Origin of the sequence: Sphingomonas jeddahensis, from assembly GCF_001981525.1 — a bacterium.
Lineage (GTDB): Bacteria > Pseudomonadota > Alphaproteobacteria > Sphingomonadales > Sphingomonadaceae > Sphingomonas > Sphingomonas jeddahensis.
Genome location: NZ_MPSB01000003.1, coordinates 102,583 through 119,084 on the forward strand (window position 1 = coordinate 102,583; position 16,502 = coordinate 119,084).

At 65.8% G+C, this 16,502-nt stretch carries 13 protein-coding genes; 6 read left to right on the forward strand and 7 right to left on the reverse strand.

Annotated elements, in window-relative coordinates; genetic code table 11:
• Nucleotides 1-104: 104 nt before the first annotated feature.
• Entirely contained in the window at nucleotides 105-2,411 is a 2,307-nt protein-coding gene (locus SPHI_RS04505; RefSeq protein ID WP_076743703.1) for a coiled-coil domain-containing protein, read from the reverse strand.
• An 84-nt stretch (nucleotides 2,412-2,495) separates the two neighbouring features.
• On the opposite strand from SPHI_RS04505, the gene SPHI_RS04510 reads away from it, so the two are divergent.
• The 4 genes from SPHI_RS04510 (at nucleotide 2,496) to SPHI_RS04525 (ending at nucleotide 6,585) form a co-directional block, all read left to right on the forward strand.
• The gene (locus SPHI_RS04510) at nucleotides 2,496-2,789 is read left to right on the forward strand and encodes an Hpt domain-containing protein (RefSeq protein ID WP_076743704.1); all 294 of its coding nucleotides are present in this window, start codon (nucleotides 2,496-2,498) and stop codon (nucleotides 2,787-2,789) included.
• Nucleotides 2,790-2,965: 176 nt separating this feature from the next.
• Nucleotides 2,966-4,144 carry a hypothetical protein gene (locus tag SPHI_RS04515; RefSeq protein WP_076743705.1) on the forward strand — a complete coding sequence of 393 codons (1,179 nt, stop codon included), beginning with the start codon at nucleotides 2,966-2,968 and terminating at the stop codon, nucleotides 4,142-4,144.
• A 36-nt stretch (nucleotides 4,145-4,180) separates the two neighbouring features.
• Complete coding sequence (locus SPHI_RS04520; protein WP_076743706.1) at nucleotides 4,181-5,263, forward strand: DUF2336 domain-containing protein; 1,083 nt, start codon at nucleotides 4,181-4,183, stop codon at nucleotides 5,261-5,263.
• Nucleotides 5,260-6,585 (forward strand): sensor histidine kinase, encoded by a 1,326-nt coding sequence (locus SPHI_RS04525; RefSeq protein ID WP_076743707.1) that lies wholly within the window; start codon nucleotides 5,260-5,262, stop codon nucleotides 6,583-6,585. Before SPHI_RS04520 ends, SPHI_RS04525 begins: the two co-directional genes overlap by 4 nt.
• Before the next feature lie 6 nt (nucleotides 6,586-6,591).
• On the opposite strand, the gene SPHI_RS04530 is transcribed toward SPHI_RS04525, so the two are convergent.
• A complete protein-coding gene (locus SPHI_RS04530) occupies nucleotides 6,592-8,370 on the reverse strand; it encodes a hypothetical protein (RefSeq protein ID WP_076743708.1) in 1,779 nt (592 codons plus the stop codon).
• A 169-nt stretch (nucleotides 8,371-8,539) separates the two neighbouring features.
• Between SPHI_RS04530 and SPHI_RS04535 the strand changes: the two genes are divergently transcribed.
• Nucleotides 8,540-8,962 carry a GtrA family protein gene (locus SPHI_RS04535; protein WP_233130684.1) on the forward strand — a complete coding sequence of 141 codons (423 nt, stop codon included), beginning with the start codon at nucleotides 8,540-8,542 and terminating at the stop codon, nucleotides 8,960-8,962.
• A 1-nt stretch (nucleotide 8,963) separates the two neighbouring features.
• Entirely contained in the window at nucleotides 8,964-9,692 is a 729-nt protein-coding gene (locus tag SPHI_RS04540) for a class I SAM-dependent methyltransferase (protein WP_076743709.1), read from the forward strand.
• Between the two features lie 198 nt (nucleotides 9,693-9,890).
• On the opposite strand, the gene SPHI_RS04545 is transcribed toward SPHI_RS04540, so the two are convergent.
• The 5 genes from SPHI_RS04545 to SPHI_RS04565 all read right to left on the reverse strand — a co-directional run bounded on the left by SPHI_RS04545 (nucleotide 9,891) and on the right by SPHI_RS04565 (nucleotide 16,481).
• The gene (locus SPHI_RS04545; RefSeq protein WP_076743710.1) at nucleotides 9,891-10,907 is read right to left on the reverse strand and encodes a glycosyltransferase family 2 protein; all 1,017 of its coding nucleotides are present in this window, start codon (nucleotides 10,905-10,907) and stop codon (nucleotides 9,891-9,893) included.
• Nucleotides 10,908-10,928: 21 nt separating this feature from the next.
• Complete coding sequence (locus tag SPHI_RS04550; protein ID WP_076743711.1) at nucleotides 10,929-12,368, reverse strand: M48 family metalloprotease; 1,440 nt, start codon at nucleotides 12,366-12,368, stop codon at nucleotides 10,929-10,931.
• 78 nt (nucleotides 12,369-12,446) lie between these two features.
• Complete coding sequence (locus tag SPHI_RS04555; RefSeq protein ID WP_076743712.1) at nucleotides 12,447-14,264, reverse strand: DUF885 domain-containing protein; 1,818 nt, start codon at nucleotides 14,262-14,264, stop codon at nucleotides 12,447-12,449.
• A gap of 133 nt (nucleotides 14,265-14,397) precedes the next feature.
• Nucleotides 14,398-15,120 carry a DsbA family protein gene (locus SPHI_RS04560; RefSeq protein ID WP_076743713.1) on the reverse strand — a complete coding sequence of 241 codons (723 nt, stop codon included), beginning with the start codon at nucleotides 15,118-15,120 and terminating at the stop codon, nucleotides 14,398-14,400.
• On the reverse strand, nucleotides 15,117-16,481 hold the full coding sequence (locus SPHI_RS04565) for a M48 family metalloprotease (RefSeq protein WP_076743714.1): 1,365 nt from the start codon (nucleotides 16,479-16,481) through the stop codon (nucleotides 15,117-15,119). Before SPHI_RS04565 ends, SPHI_RS04560 begins: the two co-directional genes overlap by 4 nt.
• Nucleotides 16,482-16,502: the final 21 nt, after the last annotated feature.

The following is a 16,502-nucleotide window of genomic DNA, read 5'->3' on the forward strand; positions in this document are numbered from 1 at the left end:
TGCCGCGACGAGCCCAGCCTGACGAATGGTGAATTTCGAGCAGTATCGGCGGCGCGGCTCCAGCCGGCACGTTGTCAACCACGGCTCCTGCTGAGCGACGCTGCCTACCGCAGCCGCTCGATCGCCTGCGCGAGCGCCACGTACAGCTTGCCCATATCCGACGACAGCAATGTCACGCCCAGTGGTGAGCCATCGCGCTGCGCCAGGATCGTGCGCAGCATCGCTTCGAAATCATGGATGTAGCGGTTCACCTGGTCGCGGAAGCCCTCGTTCTCGTCATACATCTCTGCAATGGCGCGATGCTCCACATCGCCCAGCAGCCGCACTGCACGTCGCGTGAATACCCCGCGATCGCCCTTGAGATACGCCGCCCAGGCGCTGTCGGCGATATCGGGCGAGAAGGTGCGGGTGATGTCGATCGAGGCCGAGTTCAGCGCGTCGATCAGCAAGGAGGCGCGCCGTGCGAAGCTTTCCTGCTCCTGCACCTCGCGCTCGGTCCGCGCCACGTCGATCCGCGTGTCCACCGACGCAGCAAGCGCGTCGATCGCGCGCAGCTGTTCGTCCAGCCGCGCCGCCGCCTGCGACGCCGCGGTGACTGCCGCATCCGCCGCGGTTGCGATCTGCGCGATCTGCGTATCGACGCCGGCGTTCACCGCCCGGCGCAGCGCCGCCGCGCCCGATTTCTCCAAGGCATCGGCCGCTTCCGGGACGACGCGGCCCAGCACTTCGCGGGCATGTTCCGCCGCCTGGGTCGCGGTGTCGCGCACGCGCAGCAGCATTTCGATTAGTCGCGGCGCCGCCTCTTCGGCAAAGCGATTAGCGCGATCGGCGGCCTCGTCGACCATCTGCCCCATCGCATCGGCCTTGGCGCGCCCTGTCGACAGCGTGTCCAGCAACGTGCCGGTGAGCGTGTCGACATTGCCGCGCTGGTCCGCGATTACCTTGGCGATCGCCTCGATCGCCTCATGCGTGCTTTCCGCCGCCGTGACGAGCGCAAGCAACTCGGGCTTTGCCGCCACCACCACGGCCTTCGCCGCCAACACCCGGGTGTCGAGCCGATCCACGGCCGCCGGCAGAGTTTCGTCGATCTCACGCGTGGCGGCATCCAGCGCCATCAGCAAGGCGTCCGTGGTCTCGATCGCGCGTCCGGCCATGGCGTCGCCGGCGGCCAGCGCCTGGGTCATCGCATCGGCCGATCCGCCAAGCGCGCTGATCGAGGCCGCCAACATCTGTGTGCGCTCAACCCCCTGCTGGTGCAGACGCGCGAGGCGATCCTCGATCCCCGCCAATGCCCCTTGCAGGCCGTCAACAAGGCCGTCGCTTGCCGCGCGATGGTGATCGAGCCGCCCGGTGATCCGATCAACCGCCACTTCGATCGCACCGATCCGCTCCGCCAGCGATCCCGCGCTGTCACGCACTGCCGCGTCGAGCGCGGCCTGATTGGCCCCGATCATGGCCAGCATTGCCTCGCCCTGCGCGGCGATGCCCTTGCGCGATTCGTTAACGGCATCTGCGGTGCGTGAGAGCAGGGCGTCCACCGCTGCCGACATCTCAGCCGTTACTGCTTCCAGCCGCGCGCCGGCCGTTTCGCTGGTCGCTTCCATTCGCGCGATATGCGCTGCCAGCTTTTGCGCCGCCCCGCCGGCTACTGCTTCCGCCTCACGCCCCCGCTCCGTTAGCGCCACGATCTGAGCGTCAAGTGCGGCGGCCTGCTGGCTGGCGGTCAGCCCAGCCTTCTCGATCCGCCCGGTCAGCGCATCGGCCTCCGCCTGCGCCTCGGGCATGGTGGCGAGCAACACGGACAGGCTGTTCTGCGCCACACCCGCGGCTTCCGCGAGCGATCGGGCGTGAACGTCCGCCTGGTCGATTTCCTCGGAAAGGCCCCGGCCCACCGCGGTGAGCCGCGCCGTGGCGCTGTCGCCCAGCGTGCCAAGTTGGCCCGCCTGCTCCGCCAATCGCTGGCGATTGTCCTCCAGCGCGGCGGCGAGCGATGCCACCGTTTGCTCCAATGCGGCAGCCTCGGCGCGCATTGCGCCCGCTGTGGCGCCGAAACGATGCGCTTCCGCCCGGCTGGTGCGTAACGCGATCAGCCATACGATCCCAGCCAGCGCGGGCACCGCCACCAGCGCCGCACCGAACTGGGCAAGGTCCAGCGCCGGCATGGCAGCCAGACTGTCACGTGCCATCCACAGCAACATTCCGACCCACAGCGTCGCAAGCGCCGCCAGCGCGATCGGTCCAACCGTGCGCCAGGACGATACCGGCTCCACCCCCTCAGGCGGCGCCGTGTAATCCGCTTCCTCCAGCATTAACTGCTCGGCCACCGCAGCCGGCGGTTGTGCCGTTTGCTGCACGTCCGGATTGCCCGCGTTTCGCGTGCGCATGTCGATGATTGTCGGCCCCCCGTTCATGGCTGGAGGTCTATCACGAATTCACCTCGCTCAAAGCAAATAGCGGCAACTTGCGATTAAGCGTTGCGTGCTAGCGCCCTACCAATGGCCATTGATCCGGGGGCAATCGATGCGGCGCTGGCTGCGGCAGTGGGAGATGATCCCGCATTGATCGCCGAGCTGCGCGCAGCGTTTGTCGAGAGCGCGCACCGTGGCCTTGCCGCCCTTGAAGCCGCCACCGATGAGGATAGCTGGCGTGCGGCGGCGTGGCGGTTGAAGGGGCTGGCGGCAAGCTTTGGTGCCGTCCGTCTGGTCGCCCTCGCCACCGAAGCTACCCGCCGTCCGGTTGGCGAGCCCGCCATGACCAAGCGCCTTCGCCAGGCCATTGCGCGGCTTTAGGTTTCCCGTCCACCATTCTGCCGCCGCTCTGAACTCGTTTCAGGATCCAGGCCTCCAGGGGCAAAGCCATGGCTCGTCGTGCACCGGTGTCGAAACAATCCGGTATAACGCGATAGAGTATCTGCTCCACTGCGTTCGCGATTGCCCCGCTCCGGGACAATCCGTAACAGCGCGCGATGCTCGCAGGGCTGATCTTTGCCGTTCAGGATGCCGATGACCGTCCCGGCGCGCTAGCGGCGACCTTGCCATTCGCCGGCGTGACGGTGATCGAATATCAGGCGCGGCTGCTGATCGCCGCGGGCGTCTCGCAGATCGTCGTGGTGGTCGCCCGACTGACACCGGAATTGTTGGGCGCGGTTGCGCGCATCGGCGGCCGCGGCGTGGCGGTTGATACGGTGCGCAGCGCCGGGGAGGCAGCGGCGCGGCTGCATCCCTTATCGCACCTGCTGGTGCTTGCCGATGGGCTTGTAACCACTGAGAGTGTGTTGCTGCCGCTCACCCGCGAAAAGGGCGATGTGCTGCTGGTCACGCCTGAGGGGGAGGCGGATACCGGGTTCGAGCTGATCGGTGGCGGCGATGCCTGGGCCGGGGTGGCGCGGCTCGACGGGCGGCGATTGGGCGAAGTGGCCGCCATGCCGCGCGATTATGATGTGCAATCCGCGCTGCTCCACGTCGCCGCGCAGGCGGGGGCGCTTCGCCTTGTCCTTCCGGAGGATGAACGCCGCAGCGGGCATGGCGTCGAACGGCGCCGCGAAACGTTGGAGGCGCGCAGCCGCGCGGTCGTGGCGGCAACGCTGGCGACACGGCCAGGGTGGTTCAACCGCTGGGTCGTGCGTCCGCTTGCCCGGCTGGCGTTGCCGCCACTGATGCGCCGCCACGTGCCGACCACCGCGCTTGCGGGCGCCGCAACGGTGCTCGGCCTCGCCGGCTTGGCCGGCCTTTGGGTGGGGCAATTGACGATCGGCCTACTGATCGCGCTCTTCGGCGTGGCAACGGCTGCGCTCGCGACGAGCTTTGCTTGGCTGCGCGACGAAGCGGCGATCGCGCGGGTTATGGAAGTGCTGGTGCGCGGCGTTCCTGCGTTGGCGGCGCTGTTGCTGGGTCATTCGATCGACGTAGAGACTGGGGAACTCACTGCGCTGGTTCTCGCCCTGGCGCTGGTCGCTGCGGTGGGCCTGGGGGAGCGTGCAAGCGGCCGTGCCCGCCCGATCGGCTGGGGTGATCCGCCCGCCTATCTGGTCGTGCTCGCCGCCGGCACCTTGCTTGGCCTGCCGCTGCTCGGCCTCGTTGCCGCTACGCTCTACGCCATTGTGACGCTAGCGCTAGCGATCGAAGCGCTTCGCGCATCGGCTTAGCAGCGCTTTAACGGAGCGCGCGTTAGAGGCGCTCCCATGTTGGTCGATTCCCCTCACGCTCCCGGGCCTTCAGCGGCGGACGCCGCCGCGCTGTTTGCGCGGGCGGCTGCTGCCGAGCGGCGCGCCGAGGTTCGGCTCGCTACGGCAATCGACGACTTTTTCCTGGTCGAGGATGATCGCCTCGACGATCGCACTCGCGCTGCGCTCGGCGCGATGCTGAGCCGCGCAGTCCGCGGAATCGCGCGCGAACTAGCCGGCCATGCCGCCCGACACGTCGCTGGCGGGTTTGAATCGGCCGGGGAAGCACCGGCACTGCTCGGCCGCCTGCTTGACGCCGGGGTGCTGCGCGACCGTGCGCTGATGGACGAACTGCTTGGACAGGTGCGGCAGAATCTGCTCGGCGACGCTCTGATCGCCAACCGCGCGCCCGGGTCGCAGCCAATGCTGCTGCCGCGGCTCACCGCGAGCCGCGATGGGGTGACATCTGCCGCCGCTACAGCATATCTTCTCGCCGAAAATCGCCGCCGTTCATCGGAGGCGGGCTGCCATGGCGAACTTTCTTCTCATTCTCACCGTCATCTGGTCTGGTGGATCGCCGCCGCACTCCGCCAGCCAGACATGGCTGATCCCACCCGACAAACGGAGATCGATCGCGCGCTGGTCGCCGGAGCGGAGCGCAGCCTCGCCGCGCACGACGATCAGGATCGCCTCGAGGCCATCGCGCTCCGGCTTGCCGCCGCGCTGGATCCGCGTCCGGCGGAAACGGCTGACTTGCTGGTCCAGTCGGTCGACGAGGGCCTGTCCACACTGTTCATCGGTCTGGTCGCCCACATGGCCTCTATCGACTTCAGGGAGGCGCGCGCGCTGGTGCTCGATCCCGACGGCGATCGATTGTGGCTCGCGCTACGGGCTCGTGGTTTCGATCGAGCCACAATCGCCCGGATCGGTCTTGCCTTGTCGGACGCCGATCCCCGACGCGACATCGATGCTTTCGCTGACATGCTCGACACGATCGCCGCGATCCCGCCGGAAACGGCGCGTACTGCGTTAGAACCCCTATCTCTTCATCCCGAGTTCCGCGCCGCAATCCGCGCTTTTGATCGGAAGGAGCGCCGGTGATTGAGGGCGCGATCCTGACGGCGCGGGTGGACGGCGAGGATCGGCTGGTTGAAGCCGATACCGATTTCGCCGCCTTGAACGAGCGTGCTGGCGGCGCAATCGGCCGCCCGCTAGCGACGCCGCAACTCGCGACCGTCGTGCGGCTTGCACGACGTCTGCGCATCCTGGTGGCACGTGCGGTGACGATCGCCGACATGGATCTTGATCTCGATTGTTGGGTGCGCGCCACTCCGGTCGAGGGCGGCGTTACCCTCGCCATTTCGCCAACCCGCGAGCGACCCGCCTGGCGCCCAGTCCAGACCAGCGGCCCTGTTCCGCCACCGGCTGGTGCCGACTGGACGTGGGAAACTGATTCGGGTCTGCGCATTCAACAGCTTGCGATCGAGGCAGGGGCGCGTCACGGCTTCGATGCGGCCGATGCTTTGGGGCAACCGCTGACACGGTTGTTCGCGCTGGAGAGTAATCAGCAGGGCGTGCTGCCCCTTCTCGAAGCGGTGGCGACGCTGGAAGATTTTGCCGATCAGCCGGCAACGTTGCGCAGCAACGACGCGCGCGTGCTGTTAGCAGGGCATGTGCGGCGCGATCGTGGCGGTGCGTTCGCCGGCTTTGTTGGCGCGACCTTCCACCAACACGCGCCGTCGGCGCAGCGGATCGGCGTCGCCTTCAACCAGCGGCTCGACACCATTTTGCGTGCACCGCTCGGCCAGATCGTCGCCAATGCCGACAGCATCAACGCTGGCGTCGATGGCCCTATCGATCCGCAATACGCTGATTATGCCGCGGATATCGCCAGTGCCGGGCGACATCTGATGGGGTTGATCGACGATCTGGCCGACATGGAAGCGATCGAGCGCGAGGACTTCGTCGTCGAGGATGATGGCATCGATCTCGCCGATGTGGTCCGACGCGCTGCCGGCCTCCTTTCGGTGCGTGCAGCAGACGCCGGGGTGACGATCGACCGGAATGGTCTGGATCAGCCGCAGCCGGCACATGGCGAGTTTCGCCGCGCGCTGCAGATCATGGTCAACCTGATTGGCAATGCGGTGCGCTATTCCCCACGGGGCACCACCGTCTGGCTTCGCTTGCAGCGTGAAGGCGAGCGAGTGTTCGCGATCGTCGCTGATCAGGGCAAGGGGATCGCTATCGAGGATCAGGAACGGATCTTTGCCAAGTTTGAACGTGTCGACCCGGGCGAACCCGGTGGCAGCGGCCTTGGCCTCTACATCGCTCGGCGGCTGGCGCGCGCTATGCGCGGCGATCTCACCGTTGACAGCGCGCCGGGCGAGGGCGCCCGGTTCGTGCTAACCCTGCCCGCCGCCTGACTGGCGCTATTCTACCCGGAACAGCCGCAACGGCGATCCCTTCGGGAGGGGCACGGGAGTGAGCCAGTCGAACCTCTCCCCATGCGCCAGCCGGTCGTAAAAGCCGCCTGGGGCACGGTCGCGGTAAACGGTCGATTCCGCCATATTCGGGCACACCAGCATCAGCGTGGCGCCATGCCGTTTCATGATCGCGCGGGCCTGTTCGGGCGAGCCCTTGAAGGCGTGTTGGACGTCCAAGATCGCGTCGCCGTTGCGGTGATAAGGACCGGCAATGGCGTTGTGATGCGTTAGCGTGATCAGGCGGGGCCCAAGATCGACAAAGGTGAAGACCGTCGCTCGCGGTACGCGGTTCAGTGGGTTCATCGCCGGCATGGTGACGCAAAGTCCCGTCGCGCGGTTGACCCGCTGAACATAGGGTTTGGGCCGGTCAATTGGCAGATTGCGCAACATAAGGTTGGCAAAGGTGCCCGAGATGAGGACAAAGATCGCCGCCCCGCCGAAAAGGCGGATCAGAAGCGACTTCTGTCCGAACAGCCAAGGGAGGATGATCCAGGCGAGCGCCGTCACCCCCGGCACGGCCAGCAATTGCGCCGCCGCACCGCCGCGCACCTGCCAGAACAGCATGGCCACCGCGAACAGAGCGAACAGGCTCACGCAGGTCCAGCCGAGCGCCGTGTCGCTCTTGCGCGCGCGCCAGGTGGCGATCCCCGCACCGATCAGCCCCATCACTGGCAGCGCGATCATAGGGAAGCCGGTGCGGAAAGCGTGGCGATAGATCGGCTTGGCCTCACGCACGTTGCTGAGCCAGCTAGCGTACAGCTCGTCCGACACTTGCTCGGGTCGCGACAGGCATTGCGGGAACAAGGTCGCGAATCCGCCCGCGATCACGGCGCCAGCCACGGCGGCGAGTGCAAAGCGTGCGGTGCGGTTGTGTGGAGACACCAAGGCGAGCAGGGCGAGCAAGGCCCCGGCCGCGACGAACACGCTCAGCCAGATCGGGGTGAGCGCATCGCAGCGCATGACGCGATTCGCCTCGGAGGCGAACACCACGTACCCAGCCGCACAACCGCCCCCAAGCGTCAGCGCATAGCTCAGCAGGCGCTGGCGCTCGCCAGCATCCCACACCCACCGCAAGGCGGTGATCGCACCGGCCATGGCGCAATAGGGCAGCATTTCCAGCCCGATCGCGAGCGAGACGGCGCTTGCCAGCCCCACTGTCACGCCGCCGCGCGGTCCATCGGGGTCGCACAGGCCGGCGACCGTCAGGCTTAGCATCGCCAGTTGCCAGCCATGATGGTCGATACGGTCGGGCATGAACATCATCAGCCCGACGGTGGATCCCATGAAGAAAACGATCGCCAGCGGCCAGGCGAGCGGCGCCACCAGTCGCCGCACGGTGGCCCCCAGCCCGATCAGCACGATGCACAAGGGGATCAGCGGCGCGATGCCGCAGGCCAGCTTCTCTGCCTCCGCCACCCCGACGAAGGGGCGCAGCAACAGGATCAGCCCGGCGATCGGCAGATCGACGATGCGCGACCAGTGTATGTCGAAGCCGCCCGGCGGATTGAGCCGATAGTTGCGCAGGTCATACCAGCCTTGCCCGTCGAGCAGCGCCCGCACCTGCATCAGCCGCATGTTGTCGTCGGTGTCGCCGAGCGACAGCCAGTGGATCGCCGCCCAGCGCTTCCACACGTAGAAAATCGCGATCACCACCCAGGCAATCGTCGTCAGCTTGATCCAGTGCCGGTCGAGCTCGGCGGCGAGCGGCGGGAGAGACTTGTTCACGGGGCTTTCCTCGCAGGCGTCTGGGCTTTAGACGCCCGCGACAATCATCCGTTTGCCCTGGGCTTGTCGAAGGCGCTGCATTCGGCCTCGGCTTAGAAAAAGGGCGGGGCTTCGACAAGCTCAGCCCGAACGGAATGAGAGTGGCCTCAAGAGGCACAAAGGACAGGGCGTGGACGCGGTTCGGGGCAAGTTCGTGACGGCGCAAATGCGCGAGACTTTCTGGCAGCTCGTCCGCTTCGGCGTGGCCGGCGGGTTGGCCACGGTCTGCTATGCCATCGTCTATTCGCCATTGGCCGCGTTCCAGATCACCTCGGAGCAGGTTGCGAACGTTGCCGGTTATCTCGTCGCAATGCTGTCGGGTTATGTCCTCCACAGCAAGTGGAGCTTTCGCGGTCACGCCGCGTCGGCAAAAGCGTCGATGTTCAAGTTCTTCGCGGTGTCGCTGGTCAGCTATGGCGTCAACACCTTCTGGGTATGGCTGCTGACCGACGATGCCATGTACGCCGGCTCATGGTGGTGGCCACTCATTCCCATCGTGTTCGTGACGCCGCTCGTGACCTTCGCACTCAACCGTTTGTGGGTATTCCGCTGATATGGATCGCCGCGTTTACGATCGCATGGCCGAGCATGATTCCACCCATTGGTGGTATCGCGCGCGCCGGGACATCCTCGCCGACTATCTGACGCGCGAGGGCAAGCTCCCGAAGCAGGCGCGCATTCTGGAGATCGGCTGCGGCACCGGGCACAATCTCCCGATGCTGGCGCGGTTTGGCACCGTGGACGCGATCGAGATCGACCCTGCGGCGCGCGGCATCGCCAGCCAGCGACTTGGCAAACCAGTCGGCGAGGCGCCGCTGCCCGGTCTCCCGGGCGTGCCGGACAGCCACTATGATCTGATCGCCGTGCTCGACGTTGTCGAGCATATCGAGGACGATGTGGCGGCACTGCGTGCGATGCGCGTGCGGTTGGCGCCAGGCGGCAAGATCCTGATCACCGTTCCGGCGCACCAATGGATGTGGAGCGCGCATGATGTGGTGAACCACCATCACCGCCGTTATTCCAAGGCGACGCTGGTGAAGGGGATCGAGGCGGCGGGTCTCCGGCCGCGCAAGCTCGGCTATTTCAACTCGCTCCTGTTCCCCCTCGCGGCAGGCGCGCGGGTGGCAGGACGGATCACCGGCCGTGACGATAGCGACGACACTCCGCCGCCGCGGCTGGTGAACAAGCTGTTTGAAGGAATTTTCCGTCTTGAGCGGCACCTGGTCGGACGAGTGCCCATGCCGCCGGGCGTGTCGATCGTGACCTTGGCGGAGCCAGCCTGACCGCTCCGGAACGGAGGCGCAGGAAGTTCCGCCTCCACCTATCTTCGGTCGCCCCGGTCTTGCGCCGGGTCCAGTGATCCGCGAACCAAGAGGTGTGTGGGGCACGCCGCACCGTGGATGCCGGACAAGCCCGGCATGACGGAGGCTAACGGACGGGCACGTTCGCACTTGAAGGTGGCAGCGTTAATGGCCGGAGCCTTACCGCCGCTCTTCGCCGGCGATCTCGCTCTCCGGGATGCGCGTTCGCTCGGCCTGAAACCCCAAAGTCGTGCACCGGTGCACCGTCCCGGCGATGTCGGCGACCAGATACAGCGGTCGGCGCTTCGATTCGATATATAGCCGACCAATATACTCGCCGATCATTCCCAGCACGAACATCTGCACGGAACTCAGCACCGTCACCACCAGCATGGTCGATGTCCAGCCCTGCACCGGGTCGCCCTCGAAATAGCCCCAGGCGATGTAGAACAGCAGCAGCAATGACAGGCCCGCCAGCGCCACCGACGCATGGCTGGCGAAGCGCAAAGGCGCGGTCGAGAAGCCGGTCACCGCATCAAGCGCGAGGCGCAGCATCTTGGACAGCGGGTAGTTCGTCTCCCCCGCGTGCCGTTCCGCACGATCATAAGGGAAGGGCACCTGCCGGAACCCGACCCACGCCACCATGCCGCGGATGAATCGCGCCTGCTCCGGCAGCGACAGCAAGGCGTCCAGCGCGCGGCGGCTCATCAGTCGGAAATCGCCGGTGTCGAGCGGAATCGGCGTGTCAGTCAACCGATCGAGGAGCCGGTAGAAGGCGGCGGCCGTCACCTTCTTGAATAACGTTTCGCCGGCACGCTTACGGCGCACGGCATAGACCACGTCGGCGTCCTCGCGCGTCATCGTCTCGCACATGTCGGCCAGCAGTTCGGGCGGATCCTGAAGATCGGCATCGATAATCAGGATCTGCTCGCCCGAACACAGGTCCAGTCCGGCGGTCAGCGCCAACTGATGGCCGTGATTGCGCGACAGGTTGATCGCCACCAGCCGCGGATCGGCGCTGGCGAGAAACTGCATGATCCGCCAGCTGTCGTCGCGCGAGCCGTCATTGATCAGCACGATCTCATGATCGTCGCCCGCTACGGACTTTGCGACGGCTGACACGCGCTTGTGAAGCAGCGGCAGGCTAGCCGCTTCGTTGTAGCAGGGGATGACGATGGAAAGCGCGGGACGATGCATCCGCGCGCCGTTACAGGATGCTCAGCCGGCCGTCACGATCTTGACGAGCATTCCCGGACTCAGCCGGGCATTCGCTTCGAGCCCGTTGAGCGTCAGGAAGCGATCACGCTGAAAATCGTCATAGGCCATCCGGCGCGAAACGCTGTCGATCGTGTCGCCGGCCTTTATCGTGACGATGCGCAGCCGCTTGCCGCGAATTTCGCCGGCTTCCGCAGCGGAGATCGGCGCGACACTGGCGATCAGGCTGTTGAACGGCGCAATGCCCCGTCCCGCGGGCGTGATGATCGTCCAGAAATAGGTCGCGGTCGGGAAGCGATAAGCGACCAGGCTGGCATCGACCGCCTGCCCATTCGCATTCGCCCGTATCGTCGACCAGGCATATTCGATCCCATTTGCGCGGCCAGTCTGCGCGACCGGCGCGGTGTTTGCGCCGAGCGTGCGAAACTGCTGCGTGATGAAGGCGGGTAGATCGCTGGTTGCCGCGGCAGCCTTGAACTGGGCCTGCCCGCCGGAACCTACCACGGTCACCGCATTGCTGCCATTGGCGAGTCGGTAGCCGGTCGGCGCCGTGAAGCGCAGCCGCATGACCGGATGGCGAAACGTCTGGTCGTCGATCACGCCCCGGCTTGGATCGTCGTCATAGACCAGCCCATCCAGCCGGCGGAGAAATACCGTATCCTGTACCACCGGCGATGCCGGGCGCCCGGTTTGCTGCGCCAACTGACGCGCCCGGATTACCCGCTCGCGGCTGTTGGGGTGGGTCGATGCCCAGCCCGGCACCGCATTGGCATCCTGCCCCGAAACACGCGCCGTAAGGCTGCTCGCTGCACCGAGTTGTTCGAGCATGTCGCTGGCGGCATAAGGATTGTAGCCGGCGGCCGCGATGTAACGCACCCCGAGCGCATCCGCGGCATATTCCTGATCGCGACCATATTTCAGCGTGTAGAGTTGGGCCACGTTGCGCGCTCCGGCACTGGCCAGCCGCCCAAATGTGCTGTTACCGGCGACGGCGCCGACCACCCCGGCGAGCACGGAGCCGATGCTGGAGGTGCGCTGTCGCCCTGCCGAATGCCGCGCGGCGACATGGCCCACCTCATGCCCCATCACACTTGCCAGCTCCGCCTCGCTGTTCATCAGCGCCAGCAACTGCCGAGTGACGTAGATATAGCCGCCCGGGATGGCGAAAGCATTCTCGACCGGCGAGTTGAGCAAGGCGACGGTGAAGTCACCTTGCGCGTTCGACAGGCCCGATTGCACCGCGACGCGCTTGCCCACCTGCTCCACATATGCCGCCTGTGGGCCGTTATATCTGCCGCCAAACTCCGCCAGCAGCTGCGGATTAGCTTGCGCGCCCTGCGCCTTGTCGCTCGCTGAGATCGATCGGGCCTGCGCGATTACGGGGGAGGGCACTGCGATCGCCGCGGCTGGCAGGAGGAGGGCGGCGGCGAACGGTCGTATCATCGGCTAGAGAGCTCCCTTTTGCCCACCTACGCCGTTGCCGGTGACACGGTTCCGTTACCCCGCCGATTCTTGAAGCGCCTAGACCGCGCGCGCCTGCTCCTCCACTAACCGCTCGAAGATCGTCAGCGGCACCGCCCCAAATTGCAGCACTTCGTGGAACTGCTTCAGATCGAAGCGATCACCGCGGATCTTCTGCGCAGTCTCCCGTGCCCGCGTCCAGGCGGCGTGCCCGACCTTGTAGCTGCACGCCTGCCCCGGCATCGTGCAATAACGCTCGACTTCGCGCTGAGAGCGTGGGCGCGCGAAACCGACGGTCCGGACCATGTAATCGGTCGCTTGATCGCGGGTCCACCGCTTGGTGTGAAGCCCGGTGTCGATCACCAGCCGTGCAGCGCGAAACAGATAGCTTTGCAGGAAGCCTGCCCGTTCTAGATCGTTGGCATAGCCGCCAAGCTCGTCCGCCAGACTTTCGGCGTAAAGCGCCCAGCCTTCCGTATAACCGCTGAAGAACGACAGGTTGCGCAACAGCGGCTGCGGCGCTTTTTGTGCAATCGAGATCTGCAAGTGATGTCCCGGCACGCCCTCGTGGTAGGTCAGGCTCGGCAGCGAATATTTTGGCCAGTCGCCAACGCTCTTGAGGTTGATCCAGTAAATCGCCGGCCGCGAGCCGTCGAGCGCAGCGCGGTTGTAGTAGCCGTTTGAGGCACCGTCCTGGATCTCGGCCGGCACCGCACGGATGTCGAGCGGCTCGCTGGGCGGATTGATGATGATCTGCCCGAGCTTGGCGGTCATTGCCGCATTACCCTCATTCAGGCTCTTGATCAGCGCCGCCCGGCCCTCCGCCGTGTCAGGGTAGAGCTGGTCCGGCCGGACGTTTAGCGCATTCAGACGCTCGCCGACGTTCCCTTGAGTCAGCCCCTGCTTCTTCAGGATTGTATCGAGTTGGGCACTGATCTCCGCCACTTGGTCGAGACCCATCTTGTGGACCTCCTCGGGCGTGTACTTGGTGGTCGTCGCCTGCTCGAGTGCCGCAGCGTAGAGAGCATCGCCCTGAGGTACGTCCCAGATGCCGGCGGAACTGCGTGCCTTTGTCCGCAGCGCCTTCACCAACGCGATTTGGCGGTCAAGGGCAGGGTAAACATCGCCCTCTACGATCCTGGCGGCGCGTGCCTGCCAATCGCCGGCGATGTTCTTGGCCGCGGCGCGCTCGGCGACAGATTTTGCGAGCCCGCTGCTGGCCGCGCTGGGTTCGCGCAGCTTGACCATCTGGCCGAGCGCCAGATCGAGCGAGAAGTCGGGCGCGAGATAGCCGCGCGATGCTTCTTCCTTCTGGTCGGCGCTATCTTCGTCGAGCCGCCGGGCGAAAGCAGAGAGCCGGTCGAGATAGGCCTCGCAATCCTCGGCATTGTTGATCGTGTGCGCCGAATTCAGGAAGTCCGGCGTCGAGAAATACGAACCGCCCTGCTGAGTAATGGTGAACGGCCGCTGCACCCCTTCTAGCTTGAACTGGTCGTAGGGCAGTGCCCGGCTTTCGAGCGAGTAGAGGATAACTTCGCGATCCAGCTTCGACCGAGCGGAGAGCGGCGCGGAATCGACCGCTCGGATCATCGCAATGGCCTGCTTCAGCTCGGCACGCGCGGCCGCCTTGCCCGCCGGCGATTCATCCGACAGCTTGTGCTTCAACGCTGCATTGGCGCCCTTGTCCATGCCCAGCGATGTCGCGAGCTCGGGCGCGCGTTGCAGCGTCTTGGCGAAGACCTGATCGAACAGCACATTCAGCTTGGCATCCGCTGGGTTTGCCGACGCGGCGGCCGTCGTCTGCGCCCGGAGCGCCTCGGGGATCAGCGCAAAGGCGGACGCGGCGGTGGCGGAGGTAAGGAAGGAACGGCGATCCAAGGGCTTGTTGCCTTTCGTTGGTGGTCTGGCACGATCCTAGACACGGCAGTGATGATGTCGCAAGTAGGTCTCGCCAACCGGGGACGGCTGTCCACCGGATGGTCCATCAGCCGCCAAATGGAAGCTCGACCAACTACTTCGTTTTGGCGCGGGCGGCAGCGATCGCTTCCTGCAAGCGATCGTATGGAAGCGCACCGGAGAGCACGCGATCGCCGACCACCCATGCCGGCGTGCCGCTGATGCCGAGCTTGGTGGCAATTCCGATATTGCCGGCGATCTCGGTGTCGGCATCCTCGGGAACCTTCGACAGATCCACGCCGGTATGCTTGGCAGTGGCGGCGATCGTCTCCGCGCTGACCGGCCCAGCCGCATAGAGTGCATCGTGGAACGCCGCGAACTTGCCCTGGTCCGCGGCCGCCAGCGACGCGCGAGCGGCATCACGGCTTTCCTCGGCGAGGATCGGCAACTCGCGGAACACTACGCGCAGCTTGGGATCGGCCTTCACCAATTGCTCGATCACGGGCAAACTCGCGCGGCAATAGCCGCAATTATAATCAAAGAACTCGACCAACGTGACGTCCCCGTTCGGGTTGCCCATCACTGCACCTTTGTACGGCGCTTCGATCCGCGAGCGGTCCGCCGCGATCGCGCGGCCGCTTTCGCGCTCCTGCAGCCGCTGCATGGCCTGCGGGATCAATTCTGGGTTGGCGAGCACATAATCGCGCACAACCTGTTCGATCCGGGTCTGGTCAGCACCGGAAAGCTCCCCGGTCGCGGCGCGCTCGGCCAGCCACATGCCGCCGGCGCCGAACACCGCCCCAAGCAGGACAAGAAGCAGCAAGTGAAAGCGGGTCATCGGCGCTTGCGCTTGCCGTCTTCGAGCGCGTGGCGTGAGGTCATCGAAATATCCTGTGCCCGGATCCAATCCGGTGTGTTCTGCGGGATACCGGCCATTGCATAGCCGGCGCTGATCGCTGCGGTGCGATCGTCGCCCATCATCGCGGCGCGTTCGGCCGTAGCGAGCGCCGCCCGGGCGCCGTCGCCGGTACGATCATAAACGGTGCCCAGCTGCTGCCAGGCGAACGGATTCTGGTCGTCCCGCGCCACAGCGATGCGCAACACCTGCTCCGCTTCTTTCAGATTCGCCTTGTCCTCGGTCGCGATCAGCGCATGGCCGAAGGTGGTCGCGATCAGCGGATTGCTGCGCGAGCCCTGCGTCGCGGCACGAAGCGGAGCGAGCGCCGCCTGCGGCTTGCCGCCTTCAAGCAGGATCTGGCCCATGATCTCGAGGAAAAAAGGATCCTCGGGCTTCGCCTTCACCAATGCCGCCGCTTCGGCGTCGGCCTTCTGCGGATACCCGCTGCGGTGATAGGCATAGGCACGGGCGTAATGCCCCTCGATCGTCTGGTCGCTTTCCGGATATTTCTGCAGCGCCTGCTGCGGCGGCAGGAGATAGCCGTCGAGCTTCGCCTGCACGCGCTTGAACCGCGTCTCCCAATCCTGGTTGAGCGGCTTGTTCCACGACGGCGCCGCTTGCAGCGTCTCGGAAATGGCAGCCACGCGCTCGGACGACACCGGATGGCTGAGCATATACTCGACCTTCCGAGTGATGCCGTAGCGATATTCCATCTGCTGCATCGTCTTGAAGAAGTTCAGATATCCCTTGCCGGTGATGCCCGCGCCAATGAGATATTTGGTGCCCGCCGCGTCGGTGGATGCTTCCTGCTGGCGCGAGAAGGCGAGATATTTGCCCATCGCGGCCTGCTGCCCCGCGGCGAGCACGCCGGCACCTGCCTCGCCAGCGCCGGCGGCCATGGCGGCGAGGCCAAGCACCATCGACAGGATGGTGATGCCGGTCGCTTCCTGCGCGCCGCGGCCCGACAGCGACACATGGCCGCCGGTGATGTGGCCGAGTTCGTGCGCGATCACGCCCTGCACTTCGTTGGCGCTCTTGGCGGCCTGCAACGTGCCGGAGTGCATGTAGACGATCTGCCCGCCCGCGACGAAGGCGTTGATCGAATCATCGTTGATCAGGACCACGCGGACGTCGTTGGGGCGCAGCCCCGCGGCGGTGATCAGCGGTGCCGCCATGTCGGCGAGCAGCATCTCCGTTTCCGCATCGCGCAGGATCGACTGCGCCTTTGCGGGCTGCGCCCAAGCCAGGCAGGTGAGTGTGGCAACCGCGACAAAGCGGACGGCTGGGCGGCGGAGCGGCATTGGCTTACCGCGCGCCATTTG

Excerpts from the sequence above, each read along its gene's own strand:
- SPHI_RS04560 (WP_076743713.1), bottom strand. The coding sequence starts at position 15,120 with ATGACCCGCTTTCACTTGCTGCTTCTTGTCCTGCTTGGGGCGGTGTTC.
- SPHI_RS04505 (WP_076743703.1), bottom strand. The coding sequence starts at position 2,411 with ATGAACGGGGGGCCGACAATCATCGACATGCGCACGCGAAACGCGGGC.
- SPHI_RS04510 (WP_076743704.1), top strand. The coding sequence starts at position 2,496 with ATGGCCATTGATCCGGGGGCAATCGATGCGGCGCTGGCTGCGGCAGTG.
- SPHI_RS04550 (WP_076743711.1), bottom strand. The coding sequence starts at position 12,368 with ATGATACGACCGTTCGCCGCCGCCCTCCTCCTGCCAGCCGCGGCGATC.
- SPHI_RS04515 (WP_076743705.1), top strand. The coding sequence starts at position 2,966 with ATGCTCGCAGGGCTGATCTTTGCCGTTCAGGATGCCGATGACCGTCCC.
- SPHI_RS04540 (WP_076743709.1), top strand. The coding sequence starts at position 8,964 with ATGGATCGCCGCGTTTACGATCGCATGGCCGAGCATGATTCCACCCAT.
- SPHI_RS04545 (WP_076743710.1), bottom strand. The coding sequence starts at position 10,907 with ATGCATCGTCCCGCGCTTTCCATCGTCATCCCCTGCTACAACGAAGCG.
- SPHI_RS04565 (WP_076743714.1), bottom strand. The coding sequence starts at position 16,481 with ATGCCGCTCCGCCGCCCAGCCGTCCGCTTTGTCGCGGTTGCCACACTC.
- SPHI_RS04520 (WP_076743706.1), top strand. The coding sequence starts at position 4,181 with ATGTTGGTCGATTCCCCTCACGCTCCCGGGCCTTCAGCGGCGGACGCC.